The organism is Streptomyces sp. NPDC088730 (assembly GCF_044751215.1).
Lineage (GTDB): Bacteria > Actinomycetota > Actinomycetes > Streptomycetales > Streptomycetaceae > Streptomyces.
Genome location: NZ_JBIVLK010000002.1, coordinates 940371 through 965074 on the forward strand (window position 1 = coordinate 940371; position 24704 = coordinate 965074).

General features: G+C 69.6%; 26 protein-coding genes. 10 read left to right on the forward strand and 16 right to left on the reverse strand.

What is annotated here, in order from left to right; all coding sequences use genetic code 11:
* Window positions 1–149: 149 nt before the first annotated feature.
* Window positions 150–305 carry a hypothetical protein gene (locus ACIP89_RS11110; RefSeq protein WP_401923663.1) on the reverse strand — a complete coding sequence of 52 codons (156 nt, stop codon included), beginning with the start codon at window positions 303–305 and terminating at the stop codon, window positions 150–152.
* Between the two features lie 505 nt (window positions 306–810).
* On the opposite strand from ACIP89_RS11110, the gene ACIP89_RS11115 reads away from it, so the two are divergent.
* On the forward strand, window positions 811–1164 hold the full coding sequence (locus tag ACIP89_RS11115) for a PRC-barrel domain-containing protein (protein WP_401923666.1): 354 nt from the start codon (window positions 811–813) through the stop codon (window positions 1162–1164).
* A gap of 184 nt (window positions 1165–1348) precedes the next feature.
* Complete coding sequence (locus ACIP89_RS11120; protein ID WP_401923668.1) at window positions 1349–2326, forward strand: alpha/beta hydrolase; 978 nt, start codon at window positions 1349–1351, stop codon at window positions 2324–2326.
* Between the two features lie 63 nt (window positions 2327–2389).
* Here ACIP89_RS11120 and ACIP89_RS11125 read toward each other — a convergent pair whose 3' ends face one another.
* The 3 genes from ACIP89_RS11125 to rocD form a co-directional block, all read right to left on the reverse strand.
* Window positions 2390–2941 carry an EF-hand domain-containing protein gene (locus ACIP89_RS11125; RefSeq protein ID WP_402114333.1) on the reverse strand — a complete coding sequence of 184 codons (552 nt, stop codon included), beginning with the start codon at window positions 2939–2941 and terminating at the stop codon, window positions 2390–2392.
* A 187-nt stretch (window positions 2942–3128) separates the two neighbouring features.
* The gene (locus tag ACIP89_RS11130) at window positions 3129–3989 is read right to left on the reverse strand and encodes a hypothetical protein (RefSeq protein ID WP_401923838.1); all 861 of its coding nucleotides are present in this window, start codon (window positions 3987–3989) and stop codon (window positions 3129–3131) included.
* A gap of 137 nt (window positions 3990–4126) precedes the next feature.
* The gene (rocD, locus tag ACIP89_RS11135) at window positions 4127–5332 is read right to left on the reverse strand and encodes an ornithine--oxo-acid transaminase (RefSeq protein WP_402114336.1); all 1206 of its coding nucleotides are present in this window, start codon (window positions 5330–5332) and stop codon (window positions 4127–4129) included.
* A 442-nt stretch (window positions 5333–5774) separates the two neighbouring features.
* Between rocD and ACIP89_RS11140 the strand changes: the two genes are divergently transcribed.
* The 3 genes from ACIP89_RS11140 to ACIP89_RS11150 all read left to right on the forward strand — a co-directional run bounded on the left by ACIP89_RS11140 (window position 5775) and on the right by ACIP89_RS11150 (window position 8235).
* Window positions 5775–5978: a hypothetical protein gene (locus tag ACIP89_RS11140; protein WP_402114338.1), complete on the forward strand. Its 204-nt coding sequence runs from the start codon at window positions 5775–5777 to the stop codon at window positions 5976–5978.
* Between the two features lie 546 nt (window positions 5979–6524).
* Window positions 6525–7538: a tryptophan--tRNA ligase gene (trpS, locus tag ACIP89_RS11145; protein ID WP_402114341.1), complete on the forward strand. Its 1014-nt coding sequence runs from the start codon at window positions 6525–6527 to the stop codon at window positions 7536–7538.
* A gap of 106 nt (window positions 7539–7644) precedes the next feature.
* Entirely contained in the window at window positions 7645–8235 is a 591-nt protein-coding gene (locus tag ACIP89_RS11150; RefSeq protein ID WP_401923672.1) for a 2'-5' RNA ligase family protein, read from the forward strand.
* Window positions 8236–8312: 77 nt separating this feature from the next.
* Here ACIP89_RS11150 and ACIP89_RS11155 read toward each other — a convergent pair whose 3' ends face one another.
* Together ACIP89_RS11155 and ACIP89_RS11160 are read right to left on the reverse strand one after the other, a co-directional pair.
* Complete coding sequence (locus ACIP89_RS11155) at window positions 8313–9092, reverse strand: decaprenylphospho-beta-D-erythro-pentofuranosid-2-ulose 2-reductase (protein WP_402114342.1); 780 nt, start codon at window positions 9090–9092, stop codon at window positions 8313–8315.
* A 127-nt stretch (window positions 9093–9219) separates the two neighbouring features.
* Window positions 9220–10665 (reverse strand): FAD-binding protein, encoded by a 1446-nt coding sequence (locus tag ACIP89_RS11160; RefSeq protein WP_402114344.1) that lies wholly within the window; start codon window positions 10663–10665, stop codon window positions 9220–9222.
* A gap of 140 nt (window positions 10666–10805) precedes the next feature.
* On the opposite strand from ACIP89_RS11160, the gene ACIP89_RS11165 reads away from it, so the two are divergent.
* Window positions 10806–11873 (forward strand): YihY/virulence factor BrkB family protein, encoded by a 1068-nt coding sequence (locus ACIP89_RS11165; RefSeq protein ID WP_402114346.1) that lies wholly within the window; start codon window positions 10806–10808, stop codon window positions 11871–11873.
* On the opposite strand, the gene ACIP89_RS11170 is transcribed toward ACIP89_RS11165, so the two are convergent.
* Window positions 11821–13284: a D-alanyl-D-alanine carboxypeptidase gene (locus ACIP89_RS11170; RefSeq protein WP_402114349.1), complete on the reverse strand. Its 1464-nt coding sequence runs from the start codon at window positions 13282–13284 to the stop codon at window positions 11821–11823. The genes ACIP89_RS11165 and ACIP89_RS11170 overlap by 53 nt on opposite strands.
* Between ACIP89_RS11170 and ACIP89_RS11175 the strand changes: the two genes are divergently transcribed.
* The 3 genes from ACIP89_RS11175 (at window position 13223) to ACIP89_RS11185 (ending at window position 16626) form a co-directional block, all read left to right on the forward strand.
* On the forward strand, window positions 13223–13468 hold the full coding sequence (locus ACIP89_RS11175; protein WP_079193131.1) for an SCO4848 family membrane protein: 246 nt from the start codon (window positions 13223–13225) through the stop codon (window positions 13466–13468). The genes ACIP89_RS11170 and ACIP89_RS11175 overlap by 62 nt on opposite strands.
* A 54-nt stretch (window positions 13469–13522) precedes the next feature.
* Window positions 13523–14863 carry a metallophosphoesterase gene (locus ACIP89_RS11180; protein ID WP_402114351.1) on the forward strand — a complete coding sequence of 447 codons (1341 nt, stop codon included), beginning with the start codon at window positions 13523–13525 and terminating at the stop codon, window positions 14861–14863.
* 209 nt (window positions 14864–15072) lie between these two features.
* The gene (locus tag ACIP89_RS11185; RefSeq protein WP_401923688.1) at window positions 15073–16626 is read left to right on the forward strand and encodes an ABC transporter substrate-binding protein; all 1554 of its coding nucleotides are present in this window, start codon (window positions 15073–15075) and stop codon (window positions 16624–16626) included.
* An 87-nt stretch (window positions 16627–16713) separates the two neighbouring features.
* Here the strand turns inward: ACIP89_RS11185 and ACIP89_RS11190 are convergent, their stop codons facing one another.
* From ACIP89_RS11190 to ACIP89_RS11200, 3 genes are read right to left on the reverse strand one after another with little or no spacing between them, the layout of a single operon-like run.
* Window positions 16714–17451, reverse strand: coding sequence for a TetR family transcriptional regulator (locus ACIP89_RS11190; RefSeq protein ID WP_401923690.1), 738 nt, complete (start codon window positions 17449–17451; stop codon window positions 16714–16716).
* A gap of 39 nt (window positions 17452–17490) precedes the next feature.
* On the reverse strand, window positions 17491–17925 hold the full coding sequence (locus ACIP89_RS11195; protein ID WP_401923692.1) for a thiol-disulfide oxidoreductase DCC family protein: 435 nt from the start codon (window positions 17923–17925) through the stop codon (window positions 17491–17493).
* Between the two features lie 9 nt (window positions 17926–17934).
* Entirely contained in the window at window positions 17935–18366 is a 432-nt protein-coding gene (locus ACIP89_RS11200) for a hypothetical protein (RefSeq protein ID WP_401923695.1), read from the reverse strand.
* Between the two features lie 193 nt (window positions 18367–18559).
* Between ACIP89_RS11200 and ACIP89_RS11205 the strand changes: the two genes are divergently transcribed.
* On the forward strand, window positions 18560–19069 hold the full coding sequence (locus ACIP89_RS11205; protein ID WP_402114353.1) for a MarR family winged helix-turn-helix transcriptional regulator: 510 nt from the start codon (window positions 18560–18562) through the stop codon (window positions 19067–19069).
* A gap of 277 nt (window positions 19070–19346) precedes the next feature.
* On the opposite strand, the gene ACIP89_RS11210 is transcribed toward ACIP89_RS11205, so the two are convergent.
* From ACIP89_RS11210 to ACIP89_RS11235, 6 genes are all read right to left on the reverse strand, one after another.
* Window positions 19347–19919, reverse strand: a complete 573-nt coding sequence (locus tag ACIP89_RS11210; protein WP_402114355.1) for a hypothetical protein — start codon at window positions 19917–19919, stop codon at window positions 19347–19349.
* 177 nt (window positions 19920–20096) lie between these two features.
* Entirely contained in the window at window positions 20097–20873 is a 777-nt protein-coding gene (locus ACIP89_RS11215) for a succinate dehydrogenase iron-sulfur subunit (RefSeq protein WP_401923704.1), read from the reverse strand.
* A complete protein-coding gene (sdhA, locus tag ACIP89_RS11220; RefSeq protein WP_401923706.1) occupies window positions 20873–22627 on the reverse strand; it encodes a succinate dehydrogenase flavoprotein subunit in 1755 nt (584 codons plus the stop codon). Before sdhA ends, ACIP89_RS11215 begins: the two co-directional genes overlap by 1 nt.
* A gap of 30 nt (window positions 22628–22657) precedes the next feature.
* A complete protein-coding gene (locus ACIP89_RS11225) occupies window positions 22658–23131 on the reverse strand; it encodes a succinate dehydrogenase hydrophobic membrane anchor subunit (protein ID WP_401923708.1) in 474 nt (157 codons plus the stop codon).
* Window positions 23132–23136: 5 nt separating this feature from the next.
* Window positions 23137–23517 carry a succinate dehydrogenase, cytochrome b556 subunit gene (gene sdhC, locus ACIP89_RS11230; RefSeq protein WP_073732547.1) on the reverse strand — a complete coding sequence of 127 codons (381 nt, stop codon included), beginning with the start codon at window positions 23515–23517 and terminating at the stop codon, window positions 23137–23139.
* A gap of 380 nt (window positions 23518–23897) precedes the next feature.
* Window positions 23898–24407: a 2-oxo-4-hydroxy-4-carboxy-5-ureidoimidazoline decarboxylase gene (locus ACIP89_RS11235; protein WP_402114358.1), complete on the reverse strand. Its 510-nt coding sequence runs from the start codon at window positions 24405–24407 to the stop codon at window positions 23898–23900.
* Window positions 24408–24704: the final 297 nt, after the last annotated feature.

Genomic DNA, 24704 nt, shown 5'->3' on the forward strand with positions numbered 1-24704 from the left:
GCCACCGGGGCGGGGGGGGCCGGGGGCCCACCTGTTTTCCCGGGGGGCCCCGGCCCCCCGACGCTCGTCCGGGCGTCTCGCTCAAGGAGAGCCTGGGTGGTCCGCTCCGTGGAGCGGACCGTGTCCGGCTAGGCACTCAAGGGCCCGTCCTAGAAGTAGTGCTTTCGCCCACCGACCGCGCGGCCGGTCGAGCCGAGGATCCACAGGATGGCACCGACAACGATGAGTATGCCGCCGATGGTCGTCAGCAGTCCCATGCCGACGAGCAGGCCGATGATGAGCAGAATGAGACCCAGCAGAATCATGTCAGTTCCTATCGTAAAGTTCTATTGGTACGTATGAAATCCGCTGTGCAGCAACTTCGCCGCACTCGGACAGGTTCAGCCTGGCTGGATTCTGAATGGACAGCCGCCAGGATGCTGTCCTGTCCGAACGTCGATGCCGTCCTGTCCAACCGTGTGCCCTGCGGATTCGACTTCACACACGAAGTTTCCGAGATAAATGAGGACGGGGTCGTGGGGCGCCGGTGAGCGGGTCTCCCGGGCGGCCCTCGCCCGGGGTGTGGCGCCCTGTCTGCCCAGGTCCGACAAGGCTGGAGCTCGACGACCCGCACCTACAGCGCTGCTTCCTCAGCGCTCCCGGTCATCGCTCCCAGTCTCCTCCGGGTTCGGTTCGACCGCACATGATTGGAATCCAGAACGAGGGGCAGGCGTCGTTCTGAGAGCGCGTCACCAAATACGGGTGAGGCCATTGCGGATTGCGATGCTTTTCGATCGCTGACCGCGAAGCATTACTGATGAGGAGACGCAAATGAGTGAGAACATCTGGGGTTACACGTCGACCGCCGGTCACGCCGCGGGTACCGATCTGATCGGGTACAAGGTAGAGGCCACCGACGGGAGCATCGGAAAGGTCGACAAGCATTCGGACGACGTCAACTCCGCTTATCTCGTGGTCGACACCGGTGTCTGGATCTTCGGCAAGCATGTCCTGCTGCCGGCCGGCACCGTGCGGACGATCGACCAGGCGGAGCGGAAGATCTTCGTCGATCTCACCAAGGACCAGATCAAGGGCTCCCCGGAGTTCGACAAGGACAAGCACGTCGGCGACGCCGGTTACCACGAGCAGCTCGGCGGCTACTACCAGAGCCACCGCAGCCACTGACACACCGTGCCGATGAATGAGTGGGCCCCCCCGGACGACTCCGGGGGGCCCACTCATGCGTCCGGCCGTCCGGCCGTCCGGCCATGCGTCGGAACGGCTGCTGGCAAAGTGGTGTGTGGGTCCACCCCCTGTGGTGGTGCTGGACCGCTGGTGGGCCGAGTCGGCCTTTCATAGCGTCGTGCTCATGATGAAAGCGACGAACGAAGAAGGAACCTGCACCACCCGGCGGACGGCACTGCGCGGGCTGGGACTCGCGGTCGGAGGCGTGGCACTGGCGACCGGTCTGGGAGCCTCGCCGGCCGCGGCGGGCTCCCGACGCGGGCCCACCACCTACGTACTGGTGCACGGTACTCACAGCGCGGGCGCCTTCTGGATCCCGGTCGCGCGTGAGCTGACACTGCGCGGTCACCGGGTCGTCACGGTGGACCAGCCGGGGCACGGCGCGGAGGCTTTCGTTCCGGAGGCGTACCAGCGACAGGACCTCGAAGCGATGGCGGCCGAGCCTTCCCCGCTGAAGGGTCTCGGGCTGGACGACTACGAGGCGCGCGTCACGGGCATCGTCCGGCGGGCGGCCCGGAACGGGCCGGTCGTGCTGGTCGGGCACAGCCTGGGTGGCGTTTCGGTCAGCCGTGTCGCCGACGCCGTCCCGCATCTGCTTCACCACATCTGCTACATGGCGGCCTTCTGCCCCAGTCGTGCCATGCCCTCGGCGGACGCCTGCACGGCGGCGCCCGAGAACGCGGACGCCGTCAGCCCGGTCGAGCTGACGGTGGGTGACCCGGACCGGCTCGGGGTACTACGGCTGAACTTCCGGACGGGTGACAGCCATGCGCTGGCCCTCCTGAAGGAGATGATCTGCGCCGACTACCCCGACGCCGACTTCCGCCGGATCCTGGCCGGCATGCAGACCGACGAGCCCGTCGCCGCGTATGCGGCGCGAGCGGCCGGCCGGGTCGGTAGCTGGGGACGCGTTCCCCGCACCTACCTGCGTTTCGGCAGGGACCGGACGATCGCCACCGCGCTCCAGGACAGGATGATCGCGGAAGCCGACGCGTTCACCCCCGGCAACCGCTTCCGCGTCCACGACTTTCCCGGGGCGTCACACGTCGGCCCGCTGGATCCCCTCCCGGTCGCGGAAGCCCTGGACGGGCTCGCGGCGTAGGGGGAGGGGGCGCTCGGAGTCACAGGCCGTGTGCGACTCCGGGGCCTCGCCGCAGGGGGTGACTCAGATGTGTCCGAAGAACAGGCCGCCCGGTGCGTCAGGGTCATTGGAGAGGAAGTGCTCGCGCACCGCGCGGATGAACTCCAGACGCGAGATGATGCCGTCGCCGTCGGTGTCCAGCTTGGTGAACATGTCCATCGCATCGGGGGCGGCGGTCTTCCACACGTCCCTCAGGAAGCGGGCGAACTCTTCCTTGCTGATCTCGTTGTCGCCGTCGTTGTCGATGACGTCGAAGATCGCGTGGCCGCCGCCCTCGGTCACGTTGAGCCGACTGGTGTCGATGACCGCGAGGCGGTTGGCCGTGACGAACTGGTCCTTCGTCAGCCGGTCCGCGTCCACGCCCGAATGGCGCAGCAGCTCAAGCCAGAAGATCTGGCAGAAGGTCTGGAGAGCCCTGGCCCGGCGGTCCTCCTTACCGAGCTGGTAGGCCTGGATGTAGCGGTCGGCGAGCTTCTGGTAGTCCGCCCAGTCCACATAGCCGTCCTGGTTGGCGTCCATGCTGTCGAAGGTGCGTTCGAGCTTGATGGTGACGATGTCCTGTGTGGCGGCGGTCATGGCCGAGTCCTTCCGTGATCTTTTCTCGGGCCTCTCAGCATGGGGAAGATCGACTGGCGGGAACCGCGAATGCCCCCTAACGCACACGATCTAGTGATCGTCTTTGCGCCACGGCTCGTACGGGTGTGCGAGTTCAAGCCTGAATGGCGCGGTGGGCCCACCCCGGAGCGCCAGGAGCTCCGCCCTCCTACCTCGGGCTCACCTCAGGCGCGTCGTCCGCCGCGCCCTCCGCCGGGGCCTCGCCGAAGCGGGCCAGGGCCAGGGCGCCCGCGACGGCCACCGCGAAGCCGGTGATCGCCAGCCAGCCCAGGCCCTCGCGGGTACGGTCCCCGAGCCAGATGACGCCGACCAGGGCGGGCCCGATCGTCTCGCCCAGGACCATGCCGGCGGTCGCCGTCGTCACCGAGCCGCGTTGCAGCGCCGAGGTGAGCAGCAGGAACGCCGAGCCGCCGCCCACCAGCAGCGCGTACGTGGCCGGGTTGGTCAGCAGCGCGGCCGGTGACACGTCGTCGATGAGCCGGACGGCGACCTCCACCACCCCGAAACCGCAGCCCGCGCCGAGCCCCAGGACCAGCGCGCGGGCCCGCTCGGGCAGCCGGCCCGCCGCCGTACCGATCAGCAGGACGGCGACCGCGATCCCGAGCATCGACCAGCGCAGCGCGTCCGAGCCGGTCAGGTGGCCCTCGCCGCCGGATGCGAGCCCCAGCATGCCGAGGCCCGCGCAGACCACGGCGACGGCCGTCCACTCGGTGGAGCTCAGCCGCACCTGGAGCAGGCGGGCGGCGACGACGGCGGTGACGGCGAGACTCGCGGCCAGCGCCGCGCCGACCGCGTAGATGGGCAGCGAGCGCAGGGCGATGATCTGGAGCACGAAGCCGAGGCCGTCGAGAGCGAGTCCGGCGACGTAACGCCACTGCCGTACCGCTCGCAGCAGCAGCGCCGGATCGACCCCCGCCCCGGCCCCGGGCTCGGCCGCGGCCCGCGCGGCGACGGCCTGAAGGACGGAGGCCGTGCCGAAGCAGACCGCTGAACCGAGCGCGCAGATCATCCCCAGGAGCACACGGGGACTCTACTGGGGCGGAACGGACGGAGACGCTGGCCCCGACCGCCCCGACCGCCCCGACCGCCCCGACCGCCCCGACCGCCCCGACCGCCCCGATCGCCCCCGCGACCGGACGGGAGCCGTCAGCCGCGCAGGACTTCGCGGAGCTGCTCCAGGCCCCAGTCCAGGTCCTCCTTGCTGATCACCAGCGGCGGGGCGATCCGGATCGTCGAGCCATGGGTGTCCTTCACCAGCACCCGGCGCTCCATCAGCTTCTCGGAGATCTCCCGGCCCGTCCCGTGGCCGGGGGAGATGTCGACACCCGCCCAGAGCCCGCGCCCCCGCACCGTCTCCACCGCGCCCCCGCCCACCAGCAGCGCCAGCTCCCGATGGAGGTGGTCGCCCAACTCCGTTGCCCGCTCCTGGAACTCACCGGTCCGCAGCATCGCGATGACCTCCAGCGCCACCGCGCACGCCAGCGGATTGCCGCCGAACGTCGAACCGTGCTCGCCGGGGCGGTACACCCCCAGCACCGCGGCCGACGACACCACGGCCGACACCGGCACGACGCCGCCGCCCAGCGCCTTGCCGAGCACGTACATGTCCGGCACGACGCCCTCGTGCTCGCACGCGAACGTCTTCCCGGTCCGGCCCAGGCCCGACTGGATCTCGTCCGCGATGAACAGCACATTCCGCTCGCGGGTCAGCTCCCGCACCCCGGGGAGGTAGCCGGGCGGCGGCACCAGCACCCCGGCCTCGCCCTGGATCGGCTCCAGCAGCACCGCCACGGTGTTCTCCGTCATCGCGGCCCGCATCGCGGTCAGGTCCCCGTACGGCACGATCTCGAATCCCGGCGTGTACGGGCCGAAGTCCGCACGGGCCTCGTGGTCCGTGGAGAAGCTGATGACCGTCGTCGTCCGGCCGTGGAAGTTGTCCGAAGCGACGATGATCTTGGCCATGCCGTCCGGGACGCCCTTGACCCGGTAGCCCCACTTGCGGGCGGTCTTCACCGCGGTCTCCACGGCCTCCGCCCCGGTGTTCATCGGCAGCACCATCTCCATGCCGCACAACTCGGCCAGCTGCGTACAGAAGTCGGCGAAGCGGTCGTGGTGGAAGGCCCGCGAGGTCAGGGTCACCCGCTCCAGCTGCGCCCTGGCCGCGTCGATCAGACGGCGGTTGCCGTGGCCGAAGTTGAGCGCCGAGTAGCCGGCGAGCATGTCGAGATAGCGCCGCCCCTCGACATCGGTCATCCAGGCGCCCTCCGCCGTCGCGACGACGACGGGCAGCGGATGGTAGTTGTGCGCGCTGTGCGCATCGGCGGAGGCGATGGCGTTCTCCGTGGTCGACACGGGATCTCCGTTCGTCGTGCGGATTGGGTTGGTGTGCCCACTTTGTATCGTCGGTCGGATTCCCCACGACGAAACCCACACTTCACGGCGTGCCCCGCGACTTCCTTTCAGGGCGCTTCGTGAGCCGAGCCGCGGCCTCCGGCAGCCGTGAGCCGCCGTGACACGCGCAGGCCCGACACCCGCCGCGTGCCGCCCGCGGTGCGCATCGGCCTACCGCTCCACGCGAACTCAGCGCTTTCGAACGGGGGTTGACCGGCAAAGCCGAAGACTTCCACGTCGACGGTCCGCACAGGCAGCGTCGTATTACTCCGCGGTTGGTGAGGCATGTGCGAAGGGGGGGGGCGCATGTCATTCGGGGAGGAACGGGCGCTGCCCGGGGCGGACGCGGCGCCGGTGCGGCTCACCTCTGCCGAGCCGGAAACGCTGGGGAAGCCCCATCCCGGTGGTTCACCGGCCCGCGAGCAACGACTGCGTGGCCGCCCGGCAGCGACGCCTGCACGAACTCGGCGACCTGGTCGATGACACTGCCGCCGCCTTCACCAAGGCGATGGACCGCCGGATCGGCGGCGACGTATCCCTTGTCCGGCGTCTCGGAACCCAGGCCGACTGGCTGGAGGATCCCTGCTGGTCTCCGTCAGGGAACTGAGCGGCGCCGAGCCGGGCAAGCGGCGGGATGCCCCCGACGACGCCATCGCAGCAGCGAAGCAGCGAAGCAGTGCGAAGGGATCAGTTCGAACGCCCGGACGAGGTCGCCACCACACTGCGGCAGTGCTGGGTGGGCGACACCGGGAGTGCCGGATGGGGAGTTCTCCCCGTCCCCGGGGATCGGCACTGCGTGGCCCCCGCCCTGTCGCCCCGTTCTCCAGGCAGCCCGGCGCCGGTGATGAGCGCGACCCGGTCCTCGGGCTCCGCCTCCCGGGGCCGGTCTCGCGGCTTAGCGTGGACACGTCCGTGACCGCGTGTGTCCGCGCGGTGACGTCGCCGCCCGGGAGGTGCGCGGCCGGCCGGTCGGACCGACTGTGTTCCTGGTCTCATTCGCTAGTGATCCGACGGCGCGAAAGCGCGGCCCGCACCCTCGTCGTCGATGGCGCGGGCTCCCTTCCGGTTCGGCCGTGGAACCCCCTCCTGCGTCCTCACATCTTTCATACACCGGCTGCCCGAGATCGGTTCCGTACCTGAGACAATGATTTCTATGGCCTCTGAACGTCCCCGTGTGCTCTCCGGAATCCAGCCCACCGCAGGCTCGTTCCACCTCGGCAACTACCTCGGCGCGGTCCGCCAGTGGGTGGCCCTGCAGGAGTCCCACGACGCCTTTTACATGGTCGTCGACCTGCACGCGATCACCGTCCCGCAGGAACCCGCGGCACTGCGCGCCAACACCCGGCTCGCCGTCGCCCAGCTGCTCGCCGCCGGGGTCGACCCGGACCGCTGCACGCTCTTCGTCCAGAGCCATGTTCCCGAGCACGCCCAGCTCGGCTGGGTCATGAACTGCCTGGCCGGCTTCGGTGAGGCGGCCCGGATGACGCAGTTCAAGGACAAGTCCGGCAAGCAGGGCACCGACCGCACCACGGTCGGGCTCTTCACCTATCCGATGCTGATGGTCGCGGACATCCTGCTCTACCAGGCCGACCAGGTCCCCGTGGGCGAGGACCAGCGCCAGCACCTGGAGCTGACCCGCAACCTCGCGGAGCGGTTCAACGGCAGCTACGGCGACACGTTCACCGTGCCGGACCCGTACATCCTCAAGGAGACGGGAAAGATCTACGACCTCCAGGACCCGTCCGCCAAGATGAGCAAGTCGACGGCGAACCCCAAGGGCCTGATCAACCTCCTCGACGATCCGAAGGTCACCGCCAAGAAGGTGAAGAGCGCGATCACCGACACCGACACGGTGATCCGCTTCGACCCGGCGGAGAAGCCCGGCGTCAGCAATCTGCTGTCCGTCTACTCGACGCTCACCGACACGTCCGTCGCCGACCTGGAGCAGAAGTACGAGGGCAAGGGCTACGGTGCGCTGAAGACCGACCTCGCGGAGGTCATGGTCGATTTCGTCACACCGTTCCGCACCCGCACCCAGGAATACCTCGACGACACCGAGACGCTGGACTCCATCCTGGCCAAGGGAGCGGAGAAGGCCAGGGCCGTCGCCGCCGAGACCCTGGCGCGGACCTACGACCGCATGGGTCTTCTGCCCGCGAAGCACTGAGTCCAAGGACCCTGGCGGTACCACCTCCACAGGCGGCACACTGGCGGCGTAAAGCTTGTGCCCGTCTGTGGCTGAAAACAGACCATCGAGGATTGAGGAGAACGACGTGGGGACCGTAACGCTCGGCGTTTCGATCGCGGTCCCGGAGCCCTACGGCAGCCTGCTCCAGCAGCGGCGCGCGAGCTTCGGGGACCCTGCCGCACATGGCATTCCCACCCACGTCACCCTCCTACCGCCGACCGAGGCGGAGGCGGCCCAGCTGCCCGCGATCGAGGCGCATCTCGCCGGGATCGCGTCCGGTGGCCGCCCCTTCCCGATGCGGCTGTCCGGCACGGGCACCTTCCGCCCGCTCTCGTCGGTCGTCTTCGTCCAGGTCGTCGAGGGCGCCTCGGCCTGCTCCTGGCTGCAGAAGCGGGTCCGGGACGCGTCGGGGCCGCTGGTGCGCGAGCTCCAGTTCCCGTACCACCCGCACGTGACCGTGGCGCACGACATCTCCGAAGAGGCGATGGACCGGGCGTACGCGGAGCTGAGCGACTACGAGGCCGCCTGGACCTGCGGTTCCTTCGCGCTGTACGAGCAGGGGCCGGACAGCGTCTGGCGCAAGATCAACGAGTTCCCGTTCGCGGCGGGCGGCGGCGCGCCCGCCCTCCCCGCGCAGAGCGGCAGCTCCGTGGACGCGCCCTCGCTCCACCCCTGAACCGATGGACCCGGGGCCGATGGACCCGGTCGGCCGGATCAGACCGGCAGCCGCCGGAACGGACCGGGGTCGCCGGATCAGACCGGCAGCCGCCGGAACAGCGGGCGCGGCACATGGCGCAGCGCCGACATCACCGCCCGCAGCGCCCCCGGCACCCACACCGTCTCCGAGCGGCGGCGCAGACCCGTCACGATCGCGGCCGCGACGGCGTCGGGCGTGGTCACCAGGGGCGTCCGGGTGAACGGGATCGTCGCGAGCGGCACCTCGGCCGCCGCACCGGCCGACCGCACGGGACCGGGGCGTACGACCATCACGTGCACGCCCGTGCCGTGCAGCGCGTCCCCGAGCCCCTGGGCGAACGCGTCCAGGCCCGCCTTGCTCGACCCGTAGATGAAGTCCGCGCGCCGGGCGCGCTCCCCGGCCACCGAGGACAGCACCACCAGCGAGCCGTGCCCCTGCGCCTGTAGTGCGCCCGCGCACACCAGCCCGGCGGAGACGGCCCCCGTGTAGTTCGTCTGGGCGACCCGGACCGCCGAGAGCGGCTCCTCCTCGTCACGCTCCTGGTCGCCGGGGATACCGAAGGCGAGGAGCACCATGTCGATGTCCCCCTCGGTGAAGATCTTGCCGAGGGTGGTCTCGTGCGACTCGGTGTCCAGCGCGTCGAAGTCGACGGTACGGACATAGGCGCCGCGCCCGCGCAGCTCGGTCGCCGCCGACTCCAGGGCGGGGGAGGGGCGCCCGGCCAGCCAGACCGTGCGGGTGCGGCAGGCGATCAGGCGGCGTGCGGTGGCGAGCCCGATCTCCGATGTGCCGCCGAGGACGAGCACGGACTGCGGGGCACCGAATGCATCCTTCACGGAAACGCTCCTTGGGGGAGGGGGAGAAGGCGGGAGGAGACGAGAGAAAAGAGGGGAAAGAGAGAAAAGAGAGAAATACGGAAAAGCGGGAAAAGCGGGGAACGGAGAGGTGTAGGCGGCGCCTCGGTCAGAGCGAGAGCCGGCGTGAGAGGTCCGATCTGAACGCGCCGTCCGGGTCCAACTCGGCACGCAGCGAACGGAAATCGCCCAGTCGGGGATACATCGCGGCCAGCACGTCCGGGCGGATCCGGGCATCGTTCGTCAGACAGACCCGGCCGCCCGAGGCCGCCACCTCCTCGTCCAGGCCGTCGAGGAACCGGGCCAGCCCCGGCAGGGCGGCCGGCAGGTCGAGGGAGAGCGCCCAGCCGGGCACCGGAAACGACAGCCAGCCCGGATCGCCCGCACCGAACCGCCGGAGCAGGCCCGGGAACGGTGCGCTCCGGCGCTGCGAGAGCTGCCGGACGATCCGGTGCAGCGTCTCCTCCTGTCCGTGGCCGACGGCGAACTCGTAGCGCACGAGCCCGCCGCGCCCCTGGACCGGGCTCCAGTGCGGCACGGCGTCCAGCGGGTGGAAGAAGGCGGAGATCCGCCGCAGCTCACCGGTGCGGGACCGGGGCGCCCGCCGGTGGCGGAGTTCCGCCAGGGCGGCCGCAGAGGCGCGGCCGAACAGCCCTCCCGAGCCGAGACCCGAGCCGAGACCCGCTACGAGGCCCGAGCCGGCACCCGGTACGGGATCCGAGCTGAGACCCCGTACGAGGCCCGAGACGAGATCCGAGACGCGCGAGGGGGCGGCGGGCAGTTGGGCGGTGCGGAAGGAGAGCGGTGTGCGCCGGGCGTGCGCCGGGAGTGCGTCCAAGGGGGCGTGCTCCCCCCGGATCACTACCCCCCGGCCCGTCGCCCGGCCGCGCGAGGTCAGGTCGACCCGGGCGGACGCGTAGCGGTGGTGGTCGCCGGCCGTGGCGAGACGGGTCATCAGGTCGTCCAGATCGGCGGCCCGTTCGGTGTCGACCGACATCAAGGACGTGGCGACCGGGTGGAACCGGAGCGTGGCCGAGAGGATCACCCCGGTCAGGCCCATGCCGCCGGTGGTCGCGTCGAAGAGCGGGGTGCCGGGCCGTACCGTATGGATCCCGCCGTCGGCGGTGAGCAGTTCGAACCGTACGACGTGGCGGGAGAAGGAGCCCGCGGCGCGGTGGTTGTCGCCGTGGACGTCGGAGCCGATCGCGCCGCCCACCGTGATGTACGGGGTGCCCGGTGCCACCGGCAGGAACCAACCGAGCGGAAACAGCACCTCAAGCAGCCGGTGCAGGCTCACGCCCGCCTCGCACACCACCTCACCGGTCCCGGCGTCGAAGGCGAGGACGCGGTCCAGCGCCGTCATGTCGAGGACCGAACCCCCCGCGTTCTGCGCCGAATCGCCGTGTGCCCGGCCCAGCCCGCGGGCGATCGAGCCACGGGGCCCGCAGCCGCGTACCGTCGCCGCGGCCTCCTCGAAACTGCCGGGGCGGAAGCGCAGCGCGGTCGTCGGGGCGGTGCGGCCCCAGCCGGTCAGGGACACGGTGTCGACAGACATGAGGGTGACCGTATCGCCCGAGAAAACACTTTTGAGGGATTTGTTACAACACTCACCGAAATGGGTGATTGAAAGGGTGTCATCTCCTACGCGGCCGACCGGACGTCGGTTTTCGGTGGCGGGGAGGGTAGTCGTACGTCATGGACTGGCTGAAAAAACTCCCCGTCATCGGGCCGCTCGTCTCGCGGCTGATGGAGACGCACGTCTGGCGCAGTTACGAGACGCTGGTGCGGGTCCACTGGGCGCGGCTCGCCGCGGCGATCACGTTCATCAGCTTCCTGGCGCTCTTCCCGCTGATCGCGGTCGCCGCGGCGATCGGCGCCGCGCTGCTCTCCGACAGTCAGCTCGACAAGATCGAGGACAAGGTCGCCGAGCAGGTCCCCGGCATCTCCGACCAGCTGGGCATCGACAATCTGGTGGCTCACGCGGGCACGGTCGGCCTGGTGGCCGGTGCGCTGCTGCTCTTCACCGGCATCGGCTGGATCGGCTCGATGCGGGACTGCCTGCGCGCGGTCTGGGACATGGACGATCTGGACGAGGGCAATCCCGTCATCCGCAAGCTCAAGGACGCCGGGGTGCTGCTCGGCCTGGGCGGGGCGGCCGTGGTGACGCTGGTGATCTCCTCGGTCGGCTCCGTCGCGGTCGGCCGGGTCGCTGATCTGCTCAACATCCCGGAAAACGGCGTGGGCGGTGTGCTGCTGCGGATCGCGGCCCTGCTGGTCGCGGTGTGCGCCGACTTCCTGCTGCTGCTCTACCTGCTGACGCTGCTGCCGGGCGTCGAGCCGCCGCGACGTCGTCTGGTGGTCGCCGCGCTGGTCGGCGCGGTCGGCTTCGAGCTGCTGAAACTGCTGCTCGGCAGCTATATCCAGGGCGTCGCGTCGAAGAGCATGTACGGCGCGTTCGGTGTGCCGATCGCCCTGCTGCTGTGGATCAACTTCACCGCGAAGCTGCTGCTGTTCTGCGCGGCCTGGACGGCGACGCCGAGCAAGGACGCCGAGGAGCCGCGCCCCGTGGAGGGCGACGCGACTCCGGACGCCTCGGACGCCTCGGACGCCCCAGGCGCCCCGGTCGGCGGCGAGGCCCCGGGCGGGAGCACCCGGGCGCAGCGAACCCGGGGCCAGAACGCCCCGGGCGGCCGGGCCGGGGGCGGCCCGGTCAGGGGCGGGGGCGGCGGCGCACCAGGTCCGGCAGCGGCCAGCGCCGGTTGACCAGGTACGCGGCCCCGGCGATCAGCACCAGTACCCCGCCGACGATGCCCAGGGCGACCCCGGCCCCGCCGGAACCGCTCGTGGCGGCGGCCTTCGTGGTCGTCGCCGCGCCGTGCTGGGCCTTGGCGGCGGCGGGCCCGTCGGCCTCCGCGCCCTTGCCCGTGCCGGAGTCGGGCACCGCGGACTTCGGCGGGACCAGTTCGCCGACCGGTGTCACCTTGCCGCTCGCGCTGAAGCCCCAGTCGAGCAGGCTCGCCGCCTCGTTGTAGACGGCGTGCGTCTCACTGGACGACGGGTGCATGACGGTGACGAGCAGCACCTTGCCGTTGCGCTCGGCGACACCCGTGAAGGTGTTGCCCGCGTGCGTCGTGTAGCCGTTCTTGACGCCCGCGATGCCCTTGTACGCGGTGACGCCGTCGGCGCCGGTGAGCAGCCGGTTGGTGTTCTGGATGCCGAACTCCTCCCGCTTCTTGCCCTTCTCCTTCTTGCCGGGGAACTCCGCCGTGCCGGTCGCGCAGTACTCGCGGAAGTCCGCGTTCTGCAGCCCGCTGCGGGCGAACAGGGTCAGGTCGTACGCACTGGACACCTGTGCGGGGGCGTCGTAGCCGTCGGGCGACACGACGTGGGTGTCGAGGGCCTGCAGCTCCTCGGCGTGGCTGTTCATGTCATCGACGGTCTTCGGGACGCCCCCGTACATCGCGGACAGCACGTGCACCGCGTCGTTGCCCGAACGCAGGAAGACGCCGAGCCACAGGTCGTGCACCGTGTAGCTGAGGTCCTCCTTCACCCCCACCAGACTGCTGCCCTCGCCCATGTCCGCGAGGTCCTCGTCCTTCACCGTGTACGTCCGGGTCTTCGGCTGCAGGGCCGGTGACGGCATCACGGTGTCCGCGAACAGCATCTTCAGGGTGGAGGCCGGAGGCAGCCGCCAGTGCGGATTGTGCGAGGCGAGCACCTCACCGCTCTCGGCGTCCGAGACCATCCACGATCTGCCGGTCAGGTCCTTGGGCAGGACCGGCGCCCCGGGGCCGAGATTCACCTGGGTGCCGGACCGGCCCAGCTGCTCGCCACCGATCCGCGACATGTCGGCGGGCGGCTTCGGCGCGTCGTCGGAGGTGTCCTTGGCGGCCGCCGCCAAGGCAGGGCTGACGGCAAAAGTGGACAGCAGAGCGGCAGAGGTGACCGCCAGCGCGGCCTTCTTGAGAGCTGACACGGTCAAAAACGTACATGCAGTTGATGTGAAAATAGGCACCGATGGTATGACCCGCCGCGCGTACCGCCGGGACAGCCCACCACGGGACAGCCCACCCCGGGCGAGCCGGCGCCGGCGAGCCGGAGATACTGAGTCCATGAAGCTCAGCCGCCCCGTCTCCTGGTTCCTGCTCGCATTCGGGGTGTGGAGCTGGTTCATCTGGATCACTTTCGTCAAGAACCTGTGGAAGGACGGCAGCGGACTCGCCTTCGACGACGCGGGTGACCCTACTGCGTACTTCTGGGTGCATCTGCTGCTCGCCATCACGTCCTTTCTTCTGGGGACGGCGGTTGGCGTGATCGGGTTCCGTGGCGTCAGGGCGTTGCGTGACCGGTCCGCGTAGCGACTCGGCACCTCGTACGGACCACATGCGGACAAACAGGGCGGGGTAGCGCACATGGCAGTCGTGGGATTCGGTCTGCTGGCGATCGTGGCCCTCGCGCTGCTCGTCGCCGTGCACCGCTATGTGTGGCGCCGCTTCGTCGGCGACACGACAGCCGCGGGCAGCCGGCTGCGCCGGGCGGGCACGGTGGCGGCGTACCTGCTCCCGCTGCTGAGCGTCGGCGCACTGGTCTCCGGCCGTTCGGGTGTGCCGTTCTGGCTCCAGCAGGTGCTGGCCTGGCCGGGCTACCTGTGGCTGGCCGCGCTGCTCTACCTGACGCTGGCCCTGCTGGTCGGTGAGGCGGTACGGCCGTTGCTGCGCCGACTGCTCGCACGCCGGGCGACGACTGCCGGGGCCGGGGCCGAGCCGGTGCGCACGCCGGAGGCCGGGCGGACGCGCACGCCGGAGGCCGAGCAGGAGCCGGAGGCCGAGCGCGCCGGAGCCGCCGGCTCCGACACCAGGACGGCCGCACCCCCCGCCCCCCTCGCACCGCCCTCCTCTTCTTCCTCCTCGCAGCCCGCCGCCGCTTCCGCCTCGCGCCGGCTCTTCGTCGCGCGGGCCGTCGGGGGCGCCGCGGCCGTCGCCGGGCTCGGCACGGTCGGGTACGGCACGTACGGGGTGCTGCGCGGACCGCGGGTCAAGCGCGTCACCATCCCGCTCGCCCGGCTGCCCCGTTCCGCACACGGTTTCCGGATCGCCGTGGTCAGCGATATCCACCTCGGCCCGATTCTGGGCCGGGCGCACACCCAGCGGATCGTCGACACGGTCAACCGGACCCAGCCCGATCTGATCGCGGTCGTCGGGGACCTGGTCGACGGATCGGTCGCGGATCTCGGTCCGGCGGCGGAGCCGCTCGCGCGCCTCCGCTCCCGGCATGGCGCGTTCTTTGTCACCGGCAACCACGAGTACTACTCCGGCGCGGCCCAATGGGTGGACCACGTAAGGGAATTGGGGATGCACCCGCTGGAGAATGCCCGGGTGGAGATCGACGGCTTCGATCTGGCCGGAGTCAATGACATCGGGGGCGAGAGCGAGGGGCAGGGCCCGGACTTCGGCCGCGCCCTCGGCGACCGGGACCGCTCACGGGCCGCCGTCCTCATGGCCCATCAGCCCGTCCTCATCGACGAGGCCGTCGCGCACGGCGTGGACCTGCAACTTTCCGGGCACACCCATGGCGGCCAGCTCTGGCCGGGCAACTACATCGCGGAGCTGTCCAACCCCACGGTCGCCGGTCTCGAACGCTACGGCGACACCCAGCTCTACGTCACGCGCGGCGCGGGGGCCTGGGGTCCGCCGGTGCGGGTCGGCGCCCCCTCGGACATCACCGTCGTCGAACTCGCCTCCAGGCAGGCCTAGACGGTGTCCGCAGGCGAATTCGGTGACCGGTCGCCAACCCTCTGTATTCGGCCTTTCCTTCGAAGGTTTCAAGTAGCGAACAAAAGGCTATGTATCCCTGATTTCCCCTTCCAGATGTGAAAATCGTGTGATTGGCTGAGCGCGAACGTGCGGTGATCTGCGTATCTGAGCGCGACACCGAGGTGGGGCTGTTAAGGGAGAGCACGGCAATGCGGTCGATCCGAATACGGATTCTCGCGATTCTCGCGGTTTTGGTCATCGCAGGCGTCGGCGCCTGGCAGTTGCTTCCTTCGGACGGAGCGAAGGAGGACCCGGTCTCCGTCGGCACGACCGACATCGTGACCTCGCTCGACCCGGCGGGAGCGTACGACGCCGGCTCGTGGGCGATGTACAGCAACGTCTACCAGTCCCTCATGACGTTCAAGTCCGGGGCGATCGTCCCCGAGCCGGACGCGGCCGAGAGCTGTGGCTTCCTCGGCGGGAAGCTCCAGACGTACCAGTGCAAGCTCCGTGACGACCTGTCGTTCTCCAACGGCCGGAAGATCACGGCGGAGGACGTCAAGTACTCCTTCGAGCGCATGCTCAAGATCAAGACGCCCGTCGGCCCCTCGGTGCTGTTCCCGACCCTCAAGAACGTGGTGACCGAGGGCCGGACGATCACGTTCAACCTCTCGGCGCGCGACGCGACGTTCCCGCAGAAGCTCGCCACCGGGGCCGGTTCGATCGTCGACCGGGAGGCCTACTCGGAGAGCAAGCTGCGGTCCGACAACAAGGTCAGCGGCTCGGGGCCGTACGTGCTCAAGTCGTACCAGCCGGGCTCAAAGGCCGAACTGGTGCCGAACAGCCGGTACAAGGGCGCGCTGAAGAAGACCGGCGGACCGGTCACCGTGCGCTACTACACGCAGTCGGACGACCTGCTGGCGGCCTGGAAGTCGGGGCAGATCGACGTCACGCACCGTCAGCTCCCACCGAACGCGCTCGCGGAGCTGAACCCCGGTGACGCCGACCAGCGCGTCACGGAGGCGGACAGCGCCGAGATCCGCAACCTCGTCTTCAACGTCCGCGCCGGTTCGCCGCTCGCCGACAAGCGGGTCCGGCAGGCCATCGCGTCGATCATCGACCGCGCGCCGCTGGTGACCAAGGTCTACCAGGGCACCGTCGAGCCGCTCTACTCGCTGATCCCGCAGGGCTACATCGGGCACAGCACCCCGTTCTTCGACGAGTACCCGTCGCCCGACCCCGAGCGCGCCAAGAAGCTGATGCAGGAAGCGGGCGTCCAGCTGCCGCTCCCGCTCACCTTCGCCTACCGCACCGGCGACTCGTACACGCCGGAGAGCAAGGAGATCCAGCGCCAGCTGAACGCGGACGGGCTGTTCAAGGTGACGATCAAGTCCGTGGAGTGGACGGCGTTCCAGAAGGCCTACGCGGCCGGTGAGTACGACATGTACACCGTCGGCTGGCTCCCCGACTACCCGGACCCCGACACCTTCAGCCAGCCGCTCGTGGGCCGCGACAACAGCCTCCACAACGGCTACTCCAGCAAGAAGATGGACCAGCTGATCAGCGACACGCTGCAGTTCAGCGACCGCAGCCGCACCTCGGCCGACTTCAAGGACCTCCAGAAGCTGGTCGGCGAGGACGTGCCGCTCGTCCCGCTGTGGCAGAAGAAGGACTACGTCCTGGCCAAGCCCGACGTGTCCGGTTCGCAGTACCTCTCGGACGGCACCGGCATCTGGCGGCTGTGGGAACTCGGCTGGATCTGACGGTCCGTCGCGGATCGGTAAGCAGTAACCAGTAACCAGTAACCAGTAACCGGAACACCAGAACGCACAGGAGCGGCCGCCCCGGCATCAACGGGGCGGCCGCTCCGGCGTGTGCGCCTTCGCGCGTCCCGTCGCGCCCGGCAGGAACTCCTCCAGCACCGAGTGGACCTGGCGCACGAGCGGCCGCAGCACCCGGAACCGGGACAGCGCGATGGCCCGCGCGACGATCGGGGCGGTGCGCTCGACGAGGCGGCGGCTGCGTTCGGCGTCGTCCGTCCGGTCGTACACCCAGTACAGCACCAGGCCCATCTGGTTCAGCCACATCAGCTGCGGCAGCAGCTCCGCCAGTTCGGGATCGACCTTGGTGTCCGCGCCCGCCAGGCAGCGCCGGTGGATGGAGATCGCCGCGTCGCGCGCCGCGACGGAGTCCTCGGAGAAGGGGCTGAGCGGGCTCTCCGGATCGGCGGCGTTCTTGAAGAACTGGGCGGCGAAGCGGTGGTACGGCTCCGCCACGTCCAGCCAGCAGAGGAGGACCCCGCGGATGCGTACCGCGAGGTCCTGGTCGCCGGCCAGGACCGGCTGGACCGCTGCCTCGTGCTCGGCGGCGATCCGGTCGTAGAAACCCTGGACGAGGTGTTCCTTGGACGAGAAGTAGTAGTACGCGTTCCCTACGGAGACCCCGGCCTCCTGGGCGATGGCCCGCATCGTCGTCTTGTCGTAACCGCGTTCCTGGAAGAGCCGGAGCGCGGTTTCGAGGATGAGGGTGCGGGTCTGCTCGCTCTTGGGAGCCTTGACTTCCTTCACGTCCTTCTCTTCCTTCACCACGGTCCCGAGGGTATCCGGCCCGATCCGGACCGGAGACCTTCAGGGGGTGCCCCGTACCGCGCACTCCCCGCCCTCGCCGCCGTCCGCCCCGCAGGGCGCCGCCGTCAGCGAGCGGTACTTCGCGGCGGCGAGGACGGTCGCCCTGGCGAACGGGCGGCCGGCCGGGGTGGTCAGCCAGTGGGCCTTCGGCCGGTGCTCGGCCAGCGCCCAGAGGCAGACGATCCACGCGGACGTGGACCGGTAGACCTGGCCCCCGTCACCGATGACCGTGATCTCCTCCAGCGTCCGGGAGTGGTCGAGAACGGGGAAGCGCCGGTGCGCCTCGGCCGAGCCGGCCGGGACCAGGTCCAGCGGGACCAGCTGGCGCTGTCTCATCAGCCACTGGCGCAGATGGACGCAGAGCGGGCACTGCGCGTCGTAGAGCACGGTGAGCCGGCTGACGGACGGCCGGCGCCCAGCTGTCCGGGCTGTCATGGCCCGCCCTCACGCCTTGGTGGCGGGAGCGGTCCACGGCCCGGTGCCCGGAGGCGTCCAGCCCTGCGGCGGCACGGGCGGGGTGTGCTCGCGCTCCATCATTCCCCGGCGGCGGATCCTGTTCAGCACGTAGACGTTGCCGAGGTGCATGACCCCGAGGACGAGCAGGACGACGCCGACCTTCACCGAGAGCGCGTCGAAGAGGCCGCGGGCGTCGGTGACCGATTCGGAGTTCTTCAGGTAGAGCGTCACGAACCCCAGGTTGACCAGGTAGAAGCCGACCACCAGCAGGTGGTTGACCGCATCCGCGAGCTTCTCGTTCCCGTGCAGCACATCGGCGAGGAACACCTTGCCGTTGCGGCTGAGCGTGCGGGCCACCCAGATGGTGAGCGCCACGCTGATGAGCAGATAGATGACGTACGCGACAACAGTGAGGTCCATGCCCCACCCTCCCTTGAACGCGTTCAAATGCTGTTGTCATGGACTGTAGACCTGGTTTTGAACAGGTTCAAGTCGATGCCCCGGTGGTGCGCGTCACCTTCCCGCCCGCCCAGTTCTCTTTCGTTTTCGAAGTATCCGACACCGAAATATGAGTGAGAGAAAGGAAGTTGGGGTTCGGCGTAGGCTGTGGCGCATGGAGCGACGCGACTGGACCGACGGACACGTGGAGCGGTGGAAGCCGGTGCTTCCGGAACTCGACCCGGACGTCGAGGGCGCGGTGACCCGGATGAAGAAGCTCTCCGTCCATCTGCGCCGGGTGCGCGAACAGTCCCTCCTCGACTTCGACCTGGACCGCCAGGAGTTCGACACCCTGCACAAGCTGGCTGGGCGCGGCGGCACGGCAGCCCCGTCCGATCTCGCCGCCGACCTCGACCTCGCGCCCGCCTCCGTCACCGGCCGGCTGGACGCGCTGGAGCGTCGCGGATTCGTCCGCCGGACGCCCTCCACCACCGACCGGCGGCGCGTGGACGTGGAGTTGACGGACCGGGGACGCTCGACGTGGCTCGGCGCGATGGACGTCGTCGGCAACGAGGAGGAGCGGCTGCTCCGCGTACTGGGCGAGGACGAACGCCGGCTGCTCAACGCCATGCTGCGGCGCGTCATGGTGGTCGCGGAGGACCGGGGCGGCGCCGCCTGGGACTAGGGTCTGTCCGACCCTGATCCGCCGGACAGACCCTAGGGCTGTCCCGCGGCATCGCGGGCCGGGCCGCCCGCACCTGCTTGCACGGGGCAGCCCCATACCTGCCCGAGGGGCCGGACGCCCGCTCTGGGTGGCGTCCGGCCATCAGCAGGGCGGCCGCGGCGACCCGCCGCGGCCGCCACTGGCCGTGCGCGGACAGCCGGCCCCCGGTATCGGTCCTGCCCCGGCGGGGGGACGGCGACGGGGAACCGCGGGACGGTCATGCGTCGATGCGTCCCACTCACATGCTCATCGAACGGGCCGTGTTGATCTGGGCCATCACCATCTGGAAGGTCTCCGGACCGACCGCCGGGATCATCGTCGCGTGGTGGCGGCCGGCACTGGTCACCGTGATCTGGATGAAGCCCGTCGTCCGCTTCTCCTTCATCAGGAGGAAGAGCAGCCCGATCAGGCAGAACAAGGCGAAGACGATGGCCAGGACGATGCCGACCGTCGGAATCTTCTCCTCGGTGCGGGACATGTCCGTGGCCGTCCACACGGCGCCCTTGAGCGGCATCGTCCCGGACGGAGTCACGACCGAGTCGTTCACCACGGTGATGTCCCCGAACGACAGCATGGGTCCGCCGCCCGTCGGCGTCATGCCCTGAGGGCCCGGGTAGCCCTGGAACGGCATCGTCGGCGGGCCCGCCGGGTAGCCGTAGCCGGGCTGAGCCCCCGGGCCGGGCGTCGCCTCCGGGTATCCGTAGGCCGGGTATCCGTAGGCCTGGCCGTCCGGGTAGGTGGGTGGATTCACCGGCTTCTGGGGAGGCCCCCAGGCGTATGGGTCGCCCGGTTGCGGATTCGGATCGCTCAACGTTCCCTGCTCTCGGTCAATGGTGTGCACCCCCGTGCCGTGCTGGACCGCGGGCGGTGAACCGGTGCCGGTTCCGCACGACCGTACCGGCACAGGGCGCGGGGCGCAGCAAGAGGCCCCGCCTCCCGCAGAGTTACTGCGGTCGACGGGGCCGGTGTGCCAGGGGCGAAGCCGGGGTCAGAAGCGACGCGTGATCAGCGCGCGCTTGACCTCCTGGATCGCCTTGGTGACCTCGATGCCACGCGGGCAGGCGTCCGTGCAGTTGAAGGTGGTGCGGCAGCGCCACACCCCGTCACGGTCATTGAGGATCTCCAGCCGCTGCTCGCCGCCCTCGTCACGCGAGTCGAAGATGAAGCGGTGCGCGTTGACGATCGCCGCCGGGCCGAAGTACTGCCCGTCGTTCCAGAACACCGGGCACGAGGACGTGCACGCGGCGCACAGGATGCACTTGGTGGTGTCGTCGAAGCGCTCGCGGTCCTCGGCGGACTGCAGACGCTCGCGGGTCGGCTCGTTCCCCTTGGTGATGAGGAAGGGCATGACGTCGCGGTAGGCCTGGAAGAACGGGTCCATGTCGACCACGAGGTCCTTGAGGACCGTGAGGCCCTTGATGGCCTCGACCGTGATCGGCTTCTCCGGGCTCAGGTCCTTGATCAGCGTCTTGCAGGCGAGCCTGTTCTTGCCGTTGATCCGCATCGCGTCCGAGCCGCAGATGCCGTGCGCGCAGGAGCGGCGGAACGTCAGCGTTCCGTCGGTCTCCCACTTGATCTTGTGAAGGGCGTCGAGAACCCGCTCCTTCGGGTCGATCTCGATCTGGAAGTCCTGCCACACGGACTCCTCGGAGACCTCCGGGTTGAACCGGCGGATCCGGAAGGTGGCGGTGATGTACGGGGAATCGGCGAAGCCGGCCTCGGGCTCGGGGACCTTGTCGGCCTTTTCCATCGTGGGGGTAGCCATCAGTACTTACGCTCCATCGGCTGGTAGCGGGTCTGGACGACCGGCTTGTAGTCCAGCCGGATCGACTCGGTGCCGTCGTCGGCCACCTCGCGGTACGCCATGGTGTGGCGCATGAAGTTGACGTCGTCGCGGGTCGGGAAGTCCTCGCGGTAGTGACCGCCGCGCGACTCCTTGCGCGCCAGCGCCGAAACCGCCATGACCTGGGCGAGGTCGAGCAGGTTGCCCAGCTCGACGGCCTCCAGCAGGTCCGTGTTGAACCGCTTGCCCTTGTCCTGGATGGACACGTCGAGGTAGCGCTTGCGCAGCTCCGCGATCTTGTCGACCGCCGTCTTGATGGTCTGCTCGGTGCGGAACACCATCACGTTGGCGTCCATGCACTCCTGCAGTTCGAGGCGGATCGTGGAGACCCGCTCGGTGCCGGTGGAGTTGCGCAGCCGCTCGACCTGGTCGATGACCAGCTGTGCTGGGTTCTCGGGAATTTCGAGGAGGTCGTTCTTCGAGGCGTACTCGGCGGCGGCGATGCCGGAGCGGCGTCCGAAGACGTTGATGTCCAGCAGCGAGTTGGTGCCGAGGCGGTTGGCGCCGTGCACGGAGACACAGGCGACCTCGCCGGCGGCGTACAGGCCCGGGACGACGGTGGTGTTGTCGGCCAGCACCTCGCCCTGGACGTTGGTCGGGATGCCGCCCATGGCGTAGTGCGCGGTCGGCTGGATCGGGATCGGGTCCGTGTAGGGCTCGATGCCGAGGTACGTACGCGCGAACTCGGTGATGTCCGGGAGCTTGGCGTCCAGCTGCTCCGGGGGCAGGTGCGTCAGGTCGAGGTAGACGTGGTCGCCCTCGGGACCGCAGCCGCGGCCCTCGCGGATCTCCGTGTAGATGGAGCGCGAGACGACGTCACGGGACGCGAGGTCCTTCATGACGGGCGCGTACTTCTCCATGAAGCGCTCGCCGTCCTTGTTGCGGAGGATGCCGCCCTCACCGCGGGCGCCCTCCGTCAGCAGGATGCCCATGCGCCAGATGCCGGTCGGGTGGAACTGGAAGAACTCCATGTCCTCCAGCGGCAGACCCCGGCGGTAGCAGGCGGCCTGGCCGTCACCGGTCAGGGTGTGCGCGTTCGACGTCACCTTGAAGAACTTGCCGGTGCCGCCCGAGGCGTAGATGACCGACTTCGCCCGGAAGACGTGGATCTCGCCGGTGGCCAGCTCGTAGGCGACGACTCCGGCGGACTTCTTGACGCCGTCCTCCTCGACGACCAGCTGGTCCAGGACGTAGAACTCGTTGAAGAACTCCACGCCCTCCTTGACGCAGTTCTGGTACAGCGTCTGGAGGATCATGTGGCCGGTGCGGTCGCCCGAGTAGCAGGCACGGCGGACCGGGGCCTCACCGTGGCTGCGGGTGTGACCGCCGAAGCGGCGCTGGTCGATCTTGCCCTCGGGCGTACGGCCGAACGGCAGGCCCATCTTCTCCAGGTCGAGAACGGCGTCGATGGCCTCCTTCGCCAGGATCTCGGCGGCGTCCTGGTCGACCAGGTAGTCGCCGCCCTTGATCGTGTCGAAGGTGTGCCACTCCCAGTTGTCCTCCTCCACGTTGGCGAGCGCGGCGGCCATGCCGCCCTGCGCGGCGCCCGTGTGGGAGCGGGTGGGGTAGAGCTTGGTCAGCACGGCGGTGCGGCTGCGCTTGGTCGACTCGATGGCCGCGCGCATGCCGGCGCCGCCGGCGCCGACGATGACGGTGTCGTACGTGTGGATCTGCATGGTTTACCTCTGGTCCTTCGGGCCCGGCGCCTAGCGGATGTTCGGGTCGAAGGTGAAGATCACCAGCGTGCCCAGCAGGACGGTGAACACCGTGGCGGTGTACAGCAGCATCTTCAGCCAGAAGCGGGTGTTGTCCCGTTCGGCGTAGTCGTTGATGACCGTACGGAGACCGTTGGCGCCGTGCAGCATGGCGAGCCACAGCATCGCCAGGTCCCACATCTGCCAGAACGGCGAGGCCCAGCGGCCGGCCACGAAGGCGAAGCCGACCTTGGACACGCCGCCGTCCAGCACCAGCTGGATGAGCAGGTGGCCGATGACCAGGACGACCAGGACGATGCCCGACAGGCGCATGAAGAGCCAGGCGTACATCTCGAAATTGGTGCGCGACCCCTTGGGCGTCTTGCTGGTCCGCGTACGCGGGGGCTCGATCACGGGGGCCGGATTGTCGACGTCGTAGAGGCTGACGCCTTCGACTGCGCCGATCGCGGAAGTCTCGGTGGACATGGGCCTCAGCTCCCGAAGATGGAACGGACGGCGTGGCCGAGGACGGGGTACAGGGCCCCGACCATGAGCACGATCCAGATGCCCAGCACGGTCCAGAGCATCTGCTTCTGGAGTCGCGGGCCCTTGGCCCAGAAGTCCACAGCGATGATGCGGAGACCGTTCAGCGCGTGGAAGAGAATCGCGGCCACGAGGCCGTATTCGAGGAGCGCGACGGGCCATGTCTTGTACGTGGCCACGACCTCGTCGTAGGCCTCGGGGGAGACACGGACGAGAGCGGTGTCCAGGACGTGTACGAACAGGAAGAAGAAAATGAGGACACCGGTGACTCGATGAGCCACCCAGGACCACATGCCTTCCCGGCCGCGGTACAGCGTTCCAGCCGGCACGGAAGAACCCTCCGGGAGCGGGGATTGGGGTCGGCCGGCTTGACTGTCGGTCTGACCCGGCCGGGTACGGTCCACCGGCCCCGGCCATCGTAGCGACGGTTTGTCGGTTCGTTCGCGGCGGGGCCTCTGGTGTGATCAAAGTGGCAACCAAACAGGCACGGACGGGCTAGGGCGTTTCGTCCGGATCGGGCTGGGCTCGCGGGGCCTGGCGCCGCGGCTCGCGGCGTTGTCGTCAGTCGGCAACGCTCCGCGCTGCCTCGATCCTCCGCCTCGCGACGCACGGCACCGGGCCCCGCTCCCTGATCCAGCCTGATCCGAGCGAGAGGCCCTGGCGTGGGCCGGTCCGCGGGCCGGGCGGCTTCCGGGCCGTCCGTAACCCGTTACTGACTCGATACCAGACCGACGACGCGGCCCCGGGCGAGTCGCCGCATTTCGTCCGCCGTCACCACCCGCTCCTGGTCGGGGTCGTGGTCCATCCTGGCCAGGATGGAGGCCAGTACCTGGGCGGGGTGCTCGGCGGGCCGGACCCCGTCGAGGCAGATGACGAAGACATGCCCGAACTTCGACTCGTACGCGGCGTGCGCGGCGGCCAGCGCGAGGTGCGCCGAGGGCGCCGCGTCGGGCGCCAGCGCCGTGGAGGCCTCCGCGGCGAGCGCCTCGGCGCGTTCGGTGAGGGAGAGGTCGTAGCCCGCCTCGTCGGCGGCGGCGAGCAGCGCGTCCAGATCCGGGTAGGGGCGGTGGGCGGCCAGCCGCTGCGCCCAGCGGTGGCTGCCGAAGCAGTCCAGCAGGGCGGCCTCGACGTCGGCGGCGGGCGCGGCGTTGAAGCGCCGCAGGCCGAAGGCGTACGGGCCGAGCGGGCCGGCGGCTTGTCCGCAGCTCTGTACGGGCACGGCGGTCCGCCGGACGGGCCGGTGCGGTTGCTCCGGCAGGCCGGCGTGGGACTCGCTGGACCTGGACAGCGTGGGCTCCTCGAATCAGCGGCATCTGTGAACCTGGAGTGGTGAGGGTTCGGAGTGACCAGGCGGATGCAGGGTGAAGGGAGAGACGAATGTGCCTCAAAGGTATCGAGGCCGGGCAACGGCCGTCCGGCGGATGTGCGAACTTCACCCGGACGGGAGAGTGGGCCGGAGAGTTTCGGAATCACTGCTGTACGAAATAGCGAGGAGAATGCCCGGCTATCTCCATAC

Bases quoted from the DNA above. Each gene is read 5' to 3' on its own strand.
- ACIP89_RS11195 (WP_401923692.1), bottom strand. From the start codon at position 17,925: ATGACAGCCCGGACAGCTGGGCGCCGGCCGTCCGTCAGCCGGCTCACC.
- ACIP89_RS11175 (WP_079193131.1), top strand. From the start codon at position 13,223: ATGAAGCTCAGCCGCCCCGTCTCCTGGTTCCTGCTCGCATTCGGGGTG.
- ACIP89_RS11200 (WP_401923695.1), bottom strand. From the start codon at position 18,366: ATGGACCTCACTGTTGTCGCGTACGTCATCTATCTGCTCATCAGCGTG.
- ACIP89_RS11160 (WP_402114344.1), bottom strand. From the start codon at position 10,665: ATGTCTGTCGACACCGTGTCCCTGACCGGCTGGGGCCGCACCGCCCCG.
- ACIP89_RS11130 (WP_401923838.1), bottom strand. From the start codon at position 3,989: ATGATCTGCGCGCTCGGTTCAGCGGTCTGCTTCGGCACGGCCTCCGTC.
- ACIP89_RS11110 (WP_401923663.1), bottom strand. From the start codon at position 305: ATGATTCTGCTGGGTCTCATTCTGCTCATCATCGGCCTGCTCGTCGGC.
- ACIP89_RS11170 (WP_402114349.1), bottom strand. From the start codon at position 13,284: ATGAACCAGCTCCACACCCCGAATGCGAGCAGGAACCAGGAGACGGGG.
- ACIP89_RS11180 (WP_402114351.1), top strand. From the start codon at position 13,523: ATGGCAGTCGTGGGATTCGGTCTGCTGGCGATCGTGGCCCTCGCGCTG.
- ACIP89_RS11205 (WP_402114353.1), top strand. From the start codon at position 18,560: ATGGAGCGACGCGACTGGACCGACGGACACGTGGAGCGGTGGAAGCCG.
- sdhA (WP_401923706.1), bottom strand. From the start codon at position 22,627: ATGCAGATCCACACGTACGACACCGTCATCGTCGGCGCCGGCGGCGCC.
- trpS (WP_402114341.1), top strand. From the start codon at position 6,525: ATGGCCTCTGAACGTCCCCGTGTGCTCTCCGGAATCCAGCCCACCGCA.
- ACIP89_RS11115 (WP_401923666.1), top strand. From the start codon at position 811: ATGAGTGAGAACATCTGGGGTTACACGTCGACCGCCGGTCACGCCGCG.
- ACIP89_RS11165 (WP_402114346.1), top strand. From the start codon at position 10,806: ATGGACTGGCTGAAAAAACTCCCCGTCATCGGGCCGCTCGTCTCGCGG.
- ACIP89_RS11125 (WP_402114333.1), bottom strand. From the start codon at position 2,941: ATGACCGCCGCCACACAGGACATCGTCACCATCAAGCTCGAACGCACC.
- ACIP89_RS11215 (WP_401923704.1), bottom strand. From the start codon at position 20,873: ATGGCTACCCCCACGATGGAAAAGGCCGACAAGGTCCCCGAGCCCGAG.
- ACIP89_RS11120 (WP_401923668.1), top strand. From the start codon at position 1,349: ATGATGAAAGCGACGAACGAAGAAGGAACCTGCACCACCCGGCGGACG.
- ACIP89_RS11225 (WP_401923708.1), bottom strand. From the start codon at position 23,131: ATGTCCACCGAGACTTCCGCGATCGGCGCAGTCGAAGGCGTCAGCCTC.
- ACIP89_RS11185 (WP_401923688.1), top strand. From the start codon at position 15,073: ATGCGGTCGATCCGAATACGGATTCTCGCGATTCTCGCGGTTTTGGTC.